The sequence below is a fragment of the Pseudarthrobacter sp. 10T415 genome (assembly GCF_056394175.1).
Map to the genome: position 1 here is coordinate 506,306 of NZ_JBFTHJ010000002.1, position 15,792 is coordinate 522,097.

Below are 15,792 nucleotides of genomic sequence, written 5' to 3' on the forward strand. Positions count from 1 at the left end.
GTCAGCCGTCTCTGCTCCGGTTTTGGCGTTGTCCCTGCAGGCCTGGTGGCTCAAATCTTGCCTAGGCGTGCAAAATGGTGGCATTCGTTGCGCACCTTACCCGCAACCCGGAAACAAGCTCACACCCAGCATCATGAGAACAAAACCAAAATGACGCTGCGGCGGCCTTCATCCACTGCCACACAGAACAATTACAGAAAAGTCTAGCACGGCTTGATCCTGAGCCTTAATCAGGTGTAAGGCGGACGACGGCGGCAGCCGCCCGCCGCCGTCGTCCTCCAATGCCCTGGCGACCGGGCGCAAAACCCGGTTAACGGGCCAGGCCCCGCACTCGAAAGTGCGGGGCCTGGCCTCATTATCCAGCTTGGGACTGACAGCCGTTTTTAGCGGAAGTCGTTGCCGAGATCGTAGTCATCCAGCGGGATGGCGTGGAACTCGGGGGCTCCGTCACCGCCCAGGGTGTCGTACGAGAAGTCACTGAATGCGCTGGGGCCGGTGAACAGGTTGGCCTTCGCTTCTTCGGTGGGCTCCACGGTGACCTCGGTGTAGCGCGGGAGGCCCGTGCCGGCCGGGATCAGCTTACCGATGATGACGTTCTCCTTGAGGCCCAGCAGCGGATCGCTCTTGCCTTCCATGGCCGCCTGCGTCAGGACGCGGGTGGTCTCCTGGAAGGAAGCTGCGGACAGCCAGGACTCGGTGGCCAGCGACGCCTTGGTGATGCCCATGAGCTCCGGACGGCCGGATGCCGGCGTCTTGCCCTCGGACACAACGCGGCGGTTGGCGTCTTCGAAACGGCTGCGCTCGGCGAGCTCGCCGGGCAGCAGGTCCGATTCGCCGGACTCGATGACCGTGACGCGGCGCAGCATCTGGCGGACGATAACCTCGACGTGCTTGTCGTGGATACCGATGCCCTGGCTGCGGTACACGCCCTGCACTTCGTCCACAAGGAACTTCTGTGCCGCACGCGGACCCATGATGCGCAGGACCTGCTTGGGGTCCACCGGACCGTTGATCAGCTTCTGGCCAACGGTGACGTGGTCGCCGTCTTCGATCAGCAGGCGTGAACGGCGCAGGACCGGGTAAGCGATCTCTTCCGTTCCGTCATCCGGGGTGATGACCAGGCGCATCTGGCGCTCGGACTCTTCGATGGCGATGCGGCCGGCTGCCTCGGCAATCGGCGCAACACCCTTCGGAGTACGGGCTTCGAAGAGCTCCTGGATACGGGGCAGACCCTGGGTGATGTCGTCGCCACCGCCGGCGGACACTGCACCACCGGTGTGGAACGTACGCATGGTCAGCTGGGTACCGGGCTCACCGATGGACTGGGCTGCGATGATGCCGACAGCCTCGCCGATGTCCACGGTCTTGCCGGTGGCCAGCGAACGGCCGTAGCACAGGGCGCAGGTACCAACGCTGGACTCACAGGTCAGGACCGAGCGGACCTTGACCTCGGTGATGCCGGCCTTGAAGAGCTCGTCGATGACGACGTCGCCGCAGTCGGTGCCGGCGGCTGCGAGGACGTTGCCCTCGGAGTCCACGACGTCGACAGCCAGCGTACGTGCGTAGGCGCTGTTCTCGACGTTCTCGTCCAGGACCAGCTCACCGTTGGAGTCGGCGACGGCGATCGGCGTGACCAGGCCACGCTCGGTGCCGCAGTCCTCTTCACGGACGATGACATCCTGCGAGACGTCCACCAGGCGTCGGGTCAGGTAACCCGAGTTGGCGGTACGCAGAGCGGTATCGGCGAGGCCCTTACGGGCACCGTGCGTGGCGATGAAGTATTCCAGCACCGACAGGCCCTCACGGTACGAGGACTTGATGGGGCGCGGGATGATCTCACCCTTAGGGTTGGCCACCAGGCCACGGATACCCGCGATCTGACGGACCTGCATCCAGTTACCACGGGCACCGGAGGACACCATGCGGTTGATGGTGTTCATCGGAGACAGGCTCTCACGCATCACCGCAGCGATGTCGTTGGTTGCCTTGTTCCAGATCTCGATGAGTTCCTGGCGACGCTCGTCGTCGTCGATCAGGCCCTTGTCGTACTGGCCCTGGATCTTGGCGGCGCGTTCCTCATACCCGGCAAGGATCTGCGGCTTGGCAGCCGGAACCTCGATGTCGGAGATGGCAACCGTGACGCCCGAACGGGTGGCCCAGTAGAAACCGGCATCCTTCAGGTTGTCCAGCGTTGCCGCGGTAACAACCTTCGGGTAGCGCTCAGCGAGGTCGTTGACGATCCTGGACAGTTCGCCCTTGTCCGCTACAGCCTCAACCCAGGGGTAGTCCTCGGGCAGGGTCTCATTGAAGAGGACCTGGCCCAGGGAGGTTTCCACGATTGCGGGCTGGCCCTGCTCCCAACCTTCGGGGGCTTCCCAACCGGCGTAGGGCACGAAGCCTTCGAGGCGGATCTTGACCTGGGAGTTCAGGTGAAGGTCGCGGGCATCGAACGCCATGATGGCCTCGGATACCGAACCGAAGATGCGGCCTTCGCCGGCCGAACCCTTCCGCTTGGTGGTCAGGTGGTAGAGGCCGATGATCATATCCTGCGAAGGCAGGGTGACCGGGCGTCCATCGGACGGCTTCAGGATGTTGTTCGAGGACAGCATCAGGATGCGCGCCTCAGCCTGCGCCTCGGGGCTCAGCGGCAGGTGCACTGCCATCTGGTCACCGTCGAAGTCAGCGTTGAAGGCACCACAAACCAGCGGGTGAAGCTGGATGGCCTTGCCTTCAACAAGCTGCGGCTCGAACGCCTGGATACCCAGGCGGTGCAGGGTAGGTGCACGGTTGAGCAGCACCGGGTGCTCGGTGATGATCTCTTCGAGCACGTCCCAAACCTGCGGACGGTAACGCTCGACCATGCGCTTTGCCGACTTGATGTTCTGGGCGTGGTTGAGGTCAACCAGGCGCTTCATCACGAACGGCTTGAAGAGCTCCAGGGCCATCTGCTTGGGCAGGCCGCACTGGTGCAGCTTCAGCTGCGGGCCGACGACGATGACCGAACGGCCGGAGTAGTCAACACGCTTGCCGAGGAGGTTCTGGCGGAAGCGGCCCTGCTTGCCCTTAAGCATGTCGCTCAGGGACTTCAGCGGGCGGTTGCCCGGACCCGTAACCGGACGGCCACGACGGCCGTTGTCGAAGAGGCTGTCAACAGCTTCCTGAAGCATGCGCTTCTCGTTGTTGACAATGATCTCCGGGGCGCCGAGGTCAAGCAGGCGCTTGAGTCGGTTGTTGCGGTTGATCACACGACGGTAGAGGTCGTTGAGGTCGGAGGTCGCGAAGCGGCCACCGTCCAGCTGGACCATCGGGCGCAGTTCCGGCGGGATCACCGGGACGGCGTCGAGGACCATGCCGAGCGGGCTGTTGTTGGTGGTCAGGAACGCGTTGACCACCTTCAGGCGCTTGAGGGCACGGGTCTTGCGCTGGCCCTTGCCGTTGGCAATGATGTCGCGCAGCAGGTCGGATTCGGCCTGCATGTCGAAGCCCTCGAGGCGCTTCTTGATGGCCTCGGCACCCATGGAGCCTTCGAAGTACATGCCGTAGCGGTCACGCAGTTCGCGGTACAGGCCCTCGTCGCCTTCGAGGTCGGCAACCTTGAGGTTCTTGAAGCGGTCCCAGACCTGCTCGAGGCGCTCGATGTCGGCGTCGGCGCGCTTGCGCACGTTGGCCATCTGGCGGTCGGCGGAGTCGCGGGCCTTCTTCTTGTCGGCAGCCTTGGCGCCTTCGCCCTCAAGGCGGGCGATTTCGCCTTCGAGGTCGCGGGCGATCGCCGCGATGTCGGAGTCGCGGTTGTCGATGAGCTGCTTCTTCTCGATGTCGTGCTCAACCTGCAGGTTGGGCAGTTCCTCGTGGCGGGCAGCCTCGTCGACGCTGGTGATCATGTAGGCAGCGAAGTAGATGACCTTTTCGAGGTCCTTCGGTGCCAGGTCAAGGAGGTAGCCCAGGCGGGACGGAACACCCTTGAAGTACCAGATGTGGGTGACGGGAGCGGCGAGCTCGATGTGGCCCATGCGCTCACGGCGTACCTTGGCGCGGGTGACCTCAACGCCACAGCGCTCACAGATGATGCCCTTGAAGCGCACGCGCTTGTACTTGCCGCAGTAGCATTCCCAGTCACGGGACGGGCCGAAGATCTTCTCGCAGAAGAGGCCGTCCTTCTCGGGCTTGAGCGTGCGGTAGTTGATGGTTTCCGGCTTCTTAACCTCGCCGTAAGACCAGCCGCGGATGTCTTCCGCGGTGGCGAGGCCGATCTGCATGAGGCCGAAGGAGGATTCGCTGGACATATGGTCCCTGTTCTCTCTTGTTCTCTAAATTCTGAAGTCTTGACGAATGAGGGAGGTCAGGCCCGACGGCGGGTGGGCACCCGCCGTCGGACCGGACCTGCTAGACCTCTTCTACGGAGCTGGGCTCTGCACGAGACAGATCGATGCCCAGTTCTTCCGCAGCCGTGAAGACTGCGTCATCAGAGTCACGCATTTCAATTGTGGTTCCGTCCGTGGAAAGCACTTCCACGTTCAGGCACAGCGACTGCATTTCCTTGATCAAGACCTTGAAGGATTCGGGAACGCCCGGCTCCGGGATGTTCTCGCCCTTGACGATGGCTTCGTAGACCTTGACGCGGCCGTGGATGTCATCGGACTTGATGGTGAGGAGTTCCTGGAGCGTGTAGGCGGCGCCATAGGCTTCGAGGGCCCACACTTCCATTTCACCGAAGCGCTGGCCACCGAACTGTGCCTTACCACCCAGCGGCTGCTGCGTGATCATGGAGTACGGGCCGGTGGAGCGGGCGTGGATCTTGTCGTCCACCAGGTGGTGGAGCTTCAGGATGTACATGTAGCCGACCGAGATCGGATCCGGGAACGGCTCGCCCGAGCGGCCGTCAAACAGGCGGGTCTTGCCGGAGGAGTTGATCAGGCGGTCACCGTCACGGGTCACGTTGGTGGAGTCGAGCAGGCCCGTGATTTCTTCTTCACGGGCACCGTCGAAGACCGGCGTTGCAACAGTGGTGGGACCACTCTCGCGCGGCAGGTTCGGCAGCTGCTTGACCCACTCGGGCTCGCCTTCGATCTTCCAGCCGGTCTTGGCAACCCAGCCGAGGTGCGTTTCGAGCACCTGGCCCACGTTCATACGGCCCGGAACACCCAGCGGGTTCAGGACGATGTCAACGGGGGTGCCGTCGGCAAGGAAGGGCATGTCCTCGATCGGGAGGATCTTGGAGATAACACCCTTGTTGCCGTGGCGGCCGGCGAGCTTGTCGCCGTCGGTGATCTTGCGCTTGGCGGCCACGTAGACGCGGACCAGCTGGTTCACGCCCGGGGGCAGCTCGTCGTCGTTGTCGCGGTCGAAGACGCGGACACCGATGACGGTGCCGGACTCGCCGTGCGGCACCTTCAGGGAAGTATCGCGGACTTCGCGGGACTTCTCACCGAAGATGGCGCGCAGCAGGCGCTCTTCCGGGGTCAGTTCGGTTTCACCCTTCGGGGTGACCTTTCCGACCAGGATGTCGCCGGCTTCAACCTCGGCACCGATGTGGATGATGCCGCGCTCGTCCAGGCCTGCCAGGACTTCCTCGGACACGTTGGGGATGTCACGGGTGATTTCCTCGGCACCAAGCTTGGTGTCGCGGGCATCGATCTCGTGCTCCTCGATGTGGATGGAGGAAAGAACGTCCTCGGCAACAATGCGCTGCGAGAGGATAATGGCGTCCTCGAAGTTGTGGCCTTCCCATGACATGAATGCCACGAGCAGGTTCTTACCAAGGGCGAGCTCGCCCTGGTCCGTCGCCGGGCCGTCAGCAATGATGCCGCCGACCTCAAGGCGCTGGCCTTCGTTTACCAGGACGCGGTTGTTGTAGCAGTTGCCCTGGTTGGAGCGCGCGAACTTGTTGATGCGGTAGTTGGTTTCCGTACCGTCGTCGTTGAGCATGATGACCAGCTCAGCGGAGACCTCGGTAACCACACCTGCCTTCTTGGCGATGGTGACGTCGCCGGCGTCGACGGCTGCGGCGCGCTCCATGCCGGTACCCACGAACGGGGCCTCGGAACGGACCAGCGGCACGGCCTGGCGCTGCATGTTGGCACCCATGAGTGCACGGTTGGCATCGTCATGCTCGAGGAACGGGATCAGGGCCGTGGCCACGGACACCATCTGGCGCGGGGAAACGTCCATGAACTCGACGTCTGCGGCGGGAACCAGAACAGGCTCGCCTCCACCACCACGGGCACGGACAAGAACGGTCTCCTCCGAGAACTTCTTGTCAGCATCCAGCGGTGCGTTGGCCTGGGCGATCAGGACCTCGGCCTCGTCGTCAGCCGTCAGGTACTGGACGTCGTCGGAAACGACTCCGTCCTTGACCAGGCGGTACGGCGTCTCGATGAAACCGAACGGGTTGATGCGTCCGTAGGATGCCAGCGAACCGATCAGGCCAATGTTCGGGCCTTCAGGAGTTTCGATGGGGCACATACGTCCGTAGTGGGACGGGTGCACGTCACGGACTTCCATGCCGGCGCGGTCACGGGACAGACCACCGGGGCCAAGGGCCGACAGGCGGCGCTTGTGGGTCAGGCCCGAAAGCGGGTTGTTCTGGTCCATGAACTGCGACAGCTGCGAAGTTCCGAAGAACTCCTTGATGGCTGCCACGACGGGGCGGATGTTGATCAGGGTCTGCGGCGTGATGGCCTCGACGTCCTGGGTGGTCATACGCTCGCGGACAACGCGCTCCATGCGGGACAGGCCGGTGCGGACCTGGTTCTCGATGAGCTCGCCCACGGCGCGGATACGGCGGTTGCCGAAGTGGTCGATGTCGTCGATTTCGACGCGCAGGTCCACTTCCTGGCCGTCACGGGTGCCCTTGATGGTCTTCTCGCCGGCGTGCAGCGCGACGAGGAACTTGATCATGGCAACGATGTCTTCAACGTGCAGGACCGAGGCTTCCTTGTCGCCAAGGGAGCGGTCGATGCCCAGCTTGCGGTTGATCTTGTAGCGGCCAACCTTGGCCAGATCGTAGCGCTTGGAGTTGAAGTACAGGTTGTCCAGCAGGGACTGGGCAGCCTCGACTGTGGGCGGCTCGCCCGGACGCAGCTTGCGGTAGATGTCCAGCAGGGCGTCTTCGCGGGTTTCGGTGGCGTCCTTCTCCAGCGTTGCGCGCATGGAGTCGTACTGGCCGAATTCTTCGAGGATCTGGCCTTCGGTCCAGCCCAGGGCCTTCAGCAGGACCGTGACGGACTGCTTGCGCTTGCGGTCGAGGCGGACGCCGACCTGGTCGCGCTTGTCGATCTCGAGCTCAAACCATGCACCGCGGGACGGGATGATCTTGGCGGTGAAGATGTCCTTGTCGCTGGTCTTGTCAGCGGCACGCTCAAAGTAGGCGCCCGGCGAACGGACCAGCTGGGAGACGACGACACGCTCGGTGCCGTTGACCACGAAGGTACCCTTCTCGGTCATCAGCGGGAAGTCGCCCATGAACACGGTCTGCTGCTTGATTTCGCCCGTGTTGTTGTTCATGAACTCGGCCTTGACGTACAGCGGAGCCGAGTAGGTAGCGTCCCGGTCCTTGCACTCGGCCATGGTGTACTTGGGGTCAGCGAACTCCGGATCGGAGAAGCTCAGGGACATGGTGCCCTGGAAATCCTCGATCGGGGAGATCTCTTCGAAGATGTCCGACAGGCCGGACGTCGTAGCGACGCTGAGATCGTTTTCTTCGACGGCCTTCGCTACGCGTGCCTGCCAGCGTTCGTTGCCGACGAGCCAGTCAAAGCTGTCCGTCTGCAGGGCAAGCAGATTCGGAACATCAAGGGGTTCGTGAATCTTTGCGAATGAGAGCCGGCGAGTGGCACCATCAGTGCTGTCGGCGGTGTTAGCGGTTTCGTTATTAGAGGTGCTCGAGGCGACCAAGAGGGATCCTTCCACAGACCTTCAGGCGTTTTCAGATCTCCCCCGCTGTGCACCCTGCAGAAGTTACTCCGCAGCGCTACCATCCGGTTCCGCTATATGACCCGGGGCCCGGCTGGCTGTGTTGTGACGTATCGACGGCACGTTGATTGCCAGCTGCCAGGCAAAGCCCACCGCTATATGAAGGCTGAAGGTAAACAGGGAAGACGCAAATATCTACGATACGGCAAAACAGCCTATGTGTCTACCCCACTTCGCGCAGGATTGCAAGCACCCTTTTCCGTCCGCTTTCCGGTTCGCGGCGGCCGGTTAGAGCTTTAGCGTCACGCCTTCGGCAGAGCACGTCCCCGAGTTGGCAAACACCGCGTCGCGCACGGCGTCCTTGGAAGTCTGGGCGGGCTCCCCGCCGCTTTCGGCTGCGCTGGAGTGGTCGATGGCCAGGAGGCTGAGCGAGGCGAAGAGGCCCTGAAGGTCGCCGGTGACGGTGTCCTTGGCGTCTTCTGCCTGCAGGTAGATGTCCTCGTAGCCGCTGGCGTCGCCGGAGGGCACAGCGGCGTAGTCGGCAAAGAGCGAGTTGAAGCGTTCGCAGGCTTCCTTGGCGCCGCCGGACGTGGCGGAGGACGCCGACGGGCCGTCACTGGCGGAGGCGCTGCTGCTGGCAGCCGAGCTGGAGGTCTGGCCCGCGTCAGCGGTTTCGGCCGGAGCGGGCGCCGACACCGAGCAGGCAGTCAGCCCGGCTACGCCAACAACTGCTGCCAGGGCGAGGATCTTCTTCACTGTCATTGCTCCATCCGTCCCGGGTGCGGCATGGCTGCCCCCTGCATGAGTTTCCGCCGTCCACCCTACGCAAGCTGCCGCCGTCGTGCACATTCCGGCCATGGGGACCTCTCCCCTGCTGTCTTCCAGCTAACGCGGCTCCAGGCGGCGCAGGCCCGGAATGCACATGCGTGCCGCCGCGTTTGAATAGATGGGTGATCAGGGTCACGATAACCTTGGTGGCTTACACCGGATGAGATCGGAAGAGATAACCATGGGCAACTCCCCCGGCAACAGTGACGTTGTCATCCTTGCAGCAGTCCGCACCCCGCAGGGGCGGATCAACGGGCAACTGGCCAGCTTCACGGCCGTAGACCTTGGCGCGCACGCCATCCGCGCTGCCCTGGACGCCAGCGGCGCTGCGGTGGGTGACGTGGAAGCGGTCATCATGGGCCAGGTCCTGCAGGCGGGGGCGGGCCAGAACCCGGCCCGCCAGAGCGCCATTGCCGCCGGGATCGGCTGGAACGTCCCCGCGGTGACGATCAACAAGGTATGCCTGTCGGGGCTCACCGCCGTCATCGACGCGGCCCGGATGATCCGCGCCGGCGAAGCCGCAGTGGTGGTGGCCGGCGGCCAGGAGTCGATGACCCGGGCTCCCCACATCCTGCCGGGGTCGCGGCAGGGCTGGACCTACGGTTCCATCCAGGCCCTCGACGTGGCCGCCCATGACGGGCTCACCGATGCCTTCGACGGCCAGTCGATGGGCCTGTCCACGGAGACAGGCAACCTCGCCCTCGGCATCGACAGGCCTTCACAGGACAACGTTGCGGCCCAGTCCCACCAGCGTGCAGCGCTGGCCGCCAAGAACGGAACGTTCGACGACGAGATCGTCGCCATCAGCGTCAAGCAGCGGAAGGGTGACCCCCTGGTGGTGGGCACGGACGAGGGCGTCCGGCCCAATTCGTCCGTGGAGTCCCTCGGCGGGCTTCGCGCCGCCTTCGTCACCGACGGCACCATCACGGCGGGCAACTCTTCCCCACTTTCCGATGGCGCCGCGGCCCTGGTGCTGTCATCGCGGGCTTATGCCGAAGAGCACGGGCTGGAATACCTCGCGGTGGTGGGCAAGCCGGGCCAGGTGGCCGGGCCTGACAACTCGCTGCACTCCCAGCCCTCGAACGCCATCATGAATGCCTTGGGCAAGGCCGGCTGGAGCACAGCTGACCTCGACTTCATCGAGATCAACGAAGCCTTCGGGTCGGTGGCAGTGCAGTCGTTGAAGGACCTCGACTATCCGCTGGAGAAGTGCAACATCCACGGCGGCGCCATCGCCCTGGGCCACCCCATCGGGGCGTCCGGAGCACGCCTCGCGGCGCACGCCGCGCACGAGCTCAAGCGGCGCGGATCCGGCAAGGCGGCGGTGTCCCTGTGCGGCGGAGGAGGGCAGGGCGAAGCGCTCCTGCTCTACCGCGACTGATGGCGGCCCATGCGGCAAACGGAACGGACGGCGTCGGACGCGAACGGTTCCTGGCCGACGCCGCGGCCCGGGGCCTGCACGTGGAGGTGGTGGAACGGCCAGCGGCGAGGAGCCTCGAAGAGGCGGCGGTAGTCCTTGGCATCATGCCGGCCGACATCGTCAAATCCCTGGTGGTGAAGCACAAGGACGGGACGTTCCTGTTCGCCCTGGTACCCGGTGACCGGCAGATCTCCTGGCCCAAGCTGCGGCAGCTGGTGGGCGTCAACAAGCTGTCCCTGCCGCCGGCGGACATCGCCCTCGAGGCAACGGGTTACGAACGCGGAACCATCACCCCGCTGGGGAGCACCAGCCCGTGGCCTGTGTACGCCGACGCCACCATCACGGGGCGGCGGATATCGATGGGTGCCGGCGCCCACGGCTACAGCGCATTCGTCGACGCCGACGCACTCACGTCCGCCCTCGGCGCCGTCGTCGCTGACATCTCGGACCCGATGTAGGTAGCAGCAGGTGTCGTTACGAGGGGTCATAACGACACCTGCTGCTACTCAGTTGGGATCCGGACACAGAAAAACCCCGCCCCACTGCCAGGCAGTGGGACGGGGTTTTTCGTGGAGAAACCGTTGTTACTTGACGGTAACGCTGGCGCCTGCAGCCTCGAGCTGCTCCTTGGCCTTCTCGGCAGCTTCTTTGGTGGCGCCTTCGAGAACAGCCTTGGGTGCGCTGTCAACCAGGTCCTTGGCTTCCTTCAGACCCAGGGAAGTGATGGCACGTACTTCCTTGATCACTGCGATCTTCTTTTCGCCAGCGGACTCGAGAACGACGTCGAATTCGGTCTTCTCTTCAGCCTCTTCAGCAGCGCCACCGGCGGCGGGGCCGGCAACGGCTACAGCAGCAGCGGTTACTTCGAAGGTCTCTTCGAAGAGCTTGACGAACTCGGAGAGCTCGATGATGGTCAGTTCCTTGAAAGCTTCAATGAGCTCTTCGTTGCTGAGCTTCGCCATGGTAGGCGTCCTTCCTGTTGTGGTGTCCGAACGGCGCGGAGCCGGACAGACACCGGAGTCTGGTGGGGTGAAGAGAATTAGTTCTCTTCTGCAGCGGGAGCCTCGGCGGGTGCCTCGGCTGCTGCTTCAGCTGCAGAGTCAGCAGACTCTTCAGCGGCCGGCGCTTCGGCAGCTGCCGGTGCACCGTTCTCTTCTTCAAGCTTGAGACGCAGCGCATCGATGATGCGTGCAGCTGCGGCAGCAGGAGCCTTGAGGATGCCTGCAACCTTGGCGAGCTGCAGCTCACGGGACTCGAGGGCAGCCAGTGCGGCGACCTCGCTGGCGTCCAGTGCCTTGCCTTCGAAGTAACCGGTCTTGATGACCAGCTGCTTGTTGGCTTTGGCAAAATCCGTCAGGCTCTTGGCAGCGGCAACTGCGTCACCCTTGATGAACGCGATTGCAGTGGGGCCGGCAAGCTGGCCGTCGAATGCTTCGACGCCGGCTTCCTTGGCTGCAATGGCGGTCAGGGTGTTCTTGACGACCGCGAACTTGGTGTCCTGGCCGAGAGAAACACGCAGCTGCTTGAGCTGTGCAACGGTGAGCCCGCGGTATTCGGTCAGGACAGCGGCGTTCGATTCCTTGAAATCGTTAGTGATCTCAGCTACTGCTGAAACCTTGGTAGGCGTTGCCATAACCCTCCTTCCGGGGATAGTGCCGGTATTCGAGGGTCCCGCTCAGGTGAGCTAAAACTAAAAACGCCCCGCGCAGATGCACGGGGCTTGGCTCAACATGTTTCCATGGAGCGTTGCTTCGTTCACCTGCGCCGGCCGCCCTATGTCAGGGTCCTTCGTCCAGAAAGCCACTTCATCTCCCGCGCACAACTGCAGAGTTGAGCAATGCTCGAAAGAGTGGATTTCCAACAACCGACGGTCTTTGGTCCTCCAAGTCTACGGGAGCCCGTGGCAGGACGCCAAATCGGGCCCTCAGCTGGTACTGGTACGGAGCTTCGGCAGCTCTTTCTGCCAGATCCCGGTCACCCCGGCAATACGGAAGCCGAGCTGCTGGTTGACGGTGAGGAGGTACCTGTTATCCGGAGCGTTCCAGGTGTAGATGACGCGCGCGTCAGGGAACTGTTCGGTGAGCCGCTCCATGTTGGAGACCTTGATCAGCAGGCCCAGCTTGTTGCCCCGGTGCTCCTGCAGCACCAGCGTGTCGTCCTGGAACACCACGTCGGCCCGGTGCGCCAGCACGGTGATGGTGGTCAGTCCCACCAGCGTGCCCGAGGCGAGGTGCTCGACGGCCGTGACCACCGTCCGCCGGCCCTGCGCAATGGCGACGTCCTCGGCCTCGCGCAGGATGCCGCCGTCGAACACCATGTCCTGCTCCACGGGGACGTCCAGGTCGGGGTCGACGTCCGCGCCGGCCTGGTTCTCGAGCACCGCGACGGCCTCAAGCCAACGGTCCGGGCAGCGGTCGGTCCAGTGGTGCAGGCGGTAGCGGCCGTTGTTGGCGTCATCAGCCTCTGCCTGCAGGTCCGCCACAAGCTTCGAATCCAGTGGCAGGATGCAGGCGCTGAACTGTTCGATGTGTTGGAGCGTGTACCCGGTCTTCTGCGCGAACTCCACCTCACGGCTGTCCAGCGGGACGAAACCCGGCCCGGTTCCCGGCACCAGGAGGGCCTGCTCAAACTCATCCAGCGACGCGCCGGGATGGTTGGTGTCCACCAGGATCATGGTGCGGCCCTCGCCGCGGGCCAGCTGCTCGGCGGCCTCCAGGAGCCGCCGCCCCACGCCCTGCCGCTGGAATTCGGGCAGTATGTCCAGGGTGAATTCCGCGAGGTCCAGATGGTCGGTCAGGGGCAGGGCGATGTCCACGGTACCGACTATTTCGCCGTCCACTTTGGCAACGAGGATGAGTTGCCGCTCGTACGGATCCTCGAATTCCAGGAGCTTCTCGAGGGGACCGTAGGCAAGGTCGTCACTCCCCCAGGTGGCCATCCGGACCTTCCGGCCCACTTCGAGGGCGGCAAGGAAATCGGCAGCGTCCGGCGCCTCAAGGGAGTCAGGAATCCAGAGCTGCTCGATCTTCACGTCTTTTGCCATACGGGGCATCATCCCAGCCGTTTCTGCCACTCCCCTTCATAGCCGGCAGGCCTGAATCCAAGCGCAATATTAATCGAAAGCATATGCTGGTTTTCGCTGGCGTTCCACGTCAAAACCGAGCGGACCGAAGGCCATCTGGCCTGCGCCCGGCCCAGGTTTGCGGCTTTGACCAGCATGCCCAGCCGGTGTCCGCGGTGCGGCCCGGCCACCAGCGTGTCCTGCTGGGTGGCGGATCCCGGTACTTCCGGACGCCAGTTCAGGACCGTGTAGGCAACCAGTTCACCCGTCCCGCGGTGCCGGGCCGCTGCCACCACGGACTGCGCACCGCCGCGGACCATGGTGGCCTCCTCGTCACGAACCCGGGCCGGATCCCAGTCCTCCCGTTCCCAGCCCAGGCCTGCAGTGGGGACATCGGTGCTCATGGTCTCCTTCAGCGCTGCGAAGCCGGCAACAAATTCGTCGGGGCTCTGATCGTCCCAGAGAACCACTGTGTAGGCGGAGGCCCGGGCGGCGGCTTCGGCCTCAAGCCGGGTCATCAACCCTGACGGTACGGGCAGGTCCAGCCGGCTGGACCGTTCCACCTGTTCAAGCGTGTAGCCGGCCGCCGAGGCAAAGGCGGTAGCGGGGTCGGCGAGGGGCAGCGCACCTGAACCGGACTTCGCAGGCAACATGGCCGCATCCGGGCCGACGCGGTCCAGCGGGATCTCGTGGTAGCCGTCCAATGAGGTGCGTCCCTGGCGGCGGGCCACGGCTTCGGCGAACTCCAGCAGCGTGCGGCCAACGCCCTGCCGCCTTTGGGCGGGGTGGACCAGCACATCAATTCCCGCGGTATCAGTGTTCTCCCGCAGTGGCAGGGTCACCGAGCACAGCCCCGCAGGACTGCCGTCGCGGCTGGCCAGAAACAGGTGCCGTTCCTCGTACTGGTTCCCCCGCCAGAATTCCAGCGACTCGGCCAGCGTGGGGCACCGGTCCAGGTTGCCCCAGAGGGAGAGTTCGTGGGTTTCGCGCAGGGCATGGCATGCACGGAAGTCTTCGGAAGGTACGACGCCCGGCGGTTGCGTTCGGTTCCCCCGCACGGGGATGTCCACGGGACTGATGGTGATGCCGGCGGCGACCGCGTCCGGCGGGAGGGGAAGCGGTGTCCCGGGCATTTCCCCAGCTTAGGCAGAAGGCGGGAACAAGTTAAGCAAAAACCGCCCGGCGCATGCGCGCCGGGCGGTTTTCAATGCTCCGGACTAATCCGGGCAGATGATCTGTAAGGCTTAGGCCTCGGTGAGCACCTTGGTGACGTTCGGGTCCACGGAGATGCCGGGACCGAAGGTGGTGGCAACGGTGGCCTTCTGGATGTAGCGGCCCTTCGAAGCGGAAGGCTTCAGGCGAAGCACCTCTTCCAGTGCTGCTGCGTAGTTCTCAGCGAGCTTGACGGCGTCGAACGACACCTTGCCGATGATGAAGTGCAGGTTGGAGTGCTTGTCGACGCGGAAGTCGATCTTGCCGCCCTTGATGTCGTTGACAGCCTTGGTGACGTCGGGGGTCACGGTGCCGGTCTTGGGGTTCGGCATCAGGTTGCGGGGACCCAGAACCTTACCGAGGCGGCCAACCTTGCCCATGAGGTCAGGGGTGGCAACAGCGGCGTCGAAGTCGGTCCAGCCGCCGGCGATCTTTTCGATCAGGTCGTCGGAGCCAACGAAGTCAGCGCCGGCTGCGATTGCTGCCTCGGCCTTGTCGCCCGTGGCGAAGACCAGGACGCGGGCGGTCTTACCGGTGCCGTGGGGCAGGTTGACCGTACCGCGGACCATCTGGTCAGCCTTGCGGGGATCCACGCCGAGGCGGAAAGCAACCTCGATGGTGGCGTCGAACTTGGACGGGTTGGTGTCCTTGGCGAGGGTCACTGCCTCGAACGGCGCGTAGGACTTCTCCGCGTCGATCTTGGCGGCTGCTGCCTCATATGCTTTGCTGCGCTTTGCCATGCTGCTCTTTCTCCTTGTGCAGTTGTGGTCTGCGGACCGCGCTGGGCCCTGCCACAGCCGGTGATCCGGACGGTTATTCGTCCCGGATGAACGGCATTTCAATTGTTGGTGGTGCCGGAATTCCGGCGGTGCCACTCGGCGCCATGCTGATGCGCGGCGTCAGGCGGCGGTAGGGGTATTAGCCCTCGACGGTGATACCCATGGAGCGGGCAGTGCCGGCGATGATCTTCGCTGCGCCTTCGAGGCTGGTGGCGTTGAGGTCTTCCATCTTGGTGGAGGCGATCTCGTTGACCTGTGCCTGGGTCAGCTTGGCAACCTTGACGGTGTGCGGGGTAGCCGAACCCTTGGCTACGCCTGCAGCCTTCTTGATGAGCTCTGCAGCCGGCGGGGTCTTGGTGATGAACGTGAAGGAACGGTCCTCGTAGACGGTGATTTCCACGGGGATGACGTTGCCGCGCTGGGCTTCCGTTGCAGCGTTGTACGCCTTGCAGAATTCCATGATGTTGACGCCGTGCTGACCAAGTGCAGGACCGATCGGCGGGGCCGGGTTAGCGGCACCTGCCTGGATCTGCAGCTTGATGAGGCCGGTGACCTTCTTCTTGGGAGCCAATGTAGGGTCC

11 protein-coding genes are annotated in these 15,792 nt (G+C 64.0%); 2 read left to right on the forward strand and 9 right to left on the reverse strand.

Annotated features, from left to right (window positions below; translation table 11 throughout):
* Window positions 1–383 precede the first annotated feature (383 nt).
* The 3 genes from AC1DBN_RS05185 to AC1DBN_RS05195 all read right to left on the reverse strand — a co-directional run bounded on the left by AC1DBN_RS05185 (window position 384) and on the right by AC1DBN_RS05195 (window position 8,673).
* Window positions 384–4,283: a DNA-directed RNA polymerase subunit beta' gene (locus AC1DBN_RS05185; RefSeq protein WP_056075391.1), complete on the reverse strand. Its 3,900-nt coding sequence runs from the start codon at window positions 4,281–4,283 to the stop codon at window positions 384–386.
* A 100-nt stretch (window positions 4,284–4,383) separates the two neighbouring features.
* Window positions 4,384–7,893, reverse strand: coding sequence for a DNA-directed RNA polymerase subunit beta (gene rpoB, locus AC1DBN_RS05190; protein WP_056075394.1), 3,510 nt, complete (start codon window positions 7,891–7,893; stop codon window positions 4,384–4,386).
* A gap of 306 nt (window positions 7,894–8,199) precedes the next feature.
* Window positions 8,200–8,673, reverse strand: a complete 474-nt coding sequence (locus AC1DBN_RS05195) for a hypothetical protein (RefSeq protein ID WP_477722682.1) — start codon at window positions 8,671–8,673, stop codon at window positions 8,200–8,202.
* Between the two features lie 247 nt (window positions 8,674–8,920).
* On the opposite strand from AC1DBN_RS05195, the gene AC1DBN_RS05200 reads away from it, so the two are divergent.
* Together AC1DBN_RS05200 and AC1DBN_RS05205 are read left to right on the forward strand one after the other, a co-directional pair.
* Window positions 8,921–10,120, forward strand: a complete 1,200-nt coding sequence (locus AC1DBN_RS05200; protein ID WP_477722683.1) for an acetyl-CoA C-acetyltransferase — start codon at window positions 8,921–8,923, stop codon at window positions 10,118–10,120.
* A complete protein-coding gene (locus AC1DBN_RS05205) occupies window positions 10,120–10,617 on the forward strand; it encodes an aminoacyl-tRNA deacylase (RefSeq protein WP_477722684.1) in 498 nt (165 codons plus the stop codon). Before AC1DBN_RS05200 ends, AC1DBN_RS05205 begins: the two co-directional genes overlap by 1 nt.
* A gap of 126 nt (window positions 10,618–10,743) precedes the next feature.
* On the opposite strand, the gene rplL is transcribed toward AC1DBN_RS05205, so the two are convergent.
* From rplL to rplK, 6 genes are all read right to left on the reverse strand, one after another.
* Window positions 10,744–11,121 carry a 50S ribosomal protein L7/L12 gene (gene rplL / locus AC1DBN_RS05210; RefSeq protein WP_056075402.1) on the reverse strand — a complete coding sequence of 126 codons (378 nt, stop codon included), beginning with the start codon at window positions 11,119–11,121 and terminating at the stop codon, window positions 10,744–10,746.
* Window positions 11,122–11,198: 77 nt separating this feature from the next.
* Window positions 11,199–11,792, reverse strand: a complete 594-nt coding sequence (gene rplJ, locus AC1DBN_RS05215) for a 50S ribosomal protein L10 (protein WP_056075405.1) — start codon at window positions 11,790–11,792, stop codon at window positions 11,199–11,201.
* A gap of 291 nt (window positions 11,793–12,083) precedes the next feature.
* Window positions 12,084–13,202 (reverse strand): GNAT family N-acetyltransferase, encoded by a 1,119-nt coding sequence (locus AC1DBN_RS05220; RefSeq protein WP_314214020.1) that lies wholly within the window; start codon window positions 13,200–13,202, stop codon window positions 12,084–12,086.
* 8 nt (window positions 13,203–13,210) lie between these two features.
* Complete coding sequence (locus AC1DBN_RS05225) at window positions 13,211–14,353, reverse strand: N-acetyltransferase family protein (RefSeq protein ID WP_477722685.1); 1,143 nt, start codon at window positions 14,351–14,353, stop codon at window positions 13,211–13,213.
* Window positions 14,354–14,464: 111 nt separating this feature from the next.
* Window positions 14,465–15,172: a 50S ribosomal protein L1 gene (gene rplA, locus AC1DBN_RS05230; RefSeq protein WP_015937867.1), complete on the reverse strand. Its 708-nt coding sequence runs from the start codon at window positions 15,170–15,172 to the stop codon at window positions 14,465–14,467.
* Window positions 15,173–15,350: 178 nt separating this feature from the next.
* Window positions 15,351–15,782 carry a 50S ribosomal protein L11 gene (gene rplK / locus AC1DBN_RS05235; RefSeq protein WP_003803853.1) on the reverse strand — a complete coding sequence of 144 codons (432 nt, stop codon included), beginning with the start codon at window positions 15,780–15,782 and terminating at the stop codon, window positions 15,351–15,353.
* Window positions 15,783–15,792 lie beyond the last annotated feature (10 nt).

Coding starts and splice junctions, on each gene's coding strand:
- rplL (WP_056075402.1), bottom strand. CDS start 11,121: ATGGCGAAGCTCAGCAACGAAGAGCTCATTGAAGCTTTCAAGGAACTG.
- AC1DBN_RS05220 (WP_314214020.1), bottom strand. CDS start 13,202: ATGGCAAAAGACGTGAAGATCGAGCAGCTCTGGATTCCTGACTCCCTT.
- AC1DBN_RS05185 (WP_056075391.1), bottom strand. CDS start 4,283: ATGTCCAGCGAATCCTCCTTCGGCCTCATGCAGATCGGCCTCGCCACC.
- AC1DBN_RS05205 (WP_477722684.1), top strand. CDS start 10,120: ATGGCGGCCCATGCGGCAAACGGAACGGACGGCGTCGGACGCGAACGG.
- AC1DBN_RS05200 (WP_477722683.1), top strand. CDS start 8,921: ATGGGCAACTCCCCCGGCAACAGTGACGTTGTCATCCTTGCAGCAGTC.
- rplJ (WP_056075405.1), bottom strand. CDS start 11,792: ATGGCAACGCCTACCAAGGTTTCAGCAGTAGCTGAGATCACTAACGAT.
- AC1DBN_RS05225 (WP_477722685.1), bottom strand. CDS start 14,353: ATGCCCGGGACACCGCTTCCCCTCCCGCCGGACGCGGTCGCCGCCGGC.
- AC1DBN_RS05195 (WP_477722682.1), bottom strand. CDS start 8,673: ATGACAGTGAAGAAGATCCTCGCCCTGGCAGCAGTTGTTGGCGTAGCC.
- rplA (WP_015937867.1), bottom strand. CDS start 15,172: ATGGCAAAGCGCAGCAAAGCATATGAGGCAGCAGCCGCCAAGATCGAC.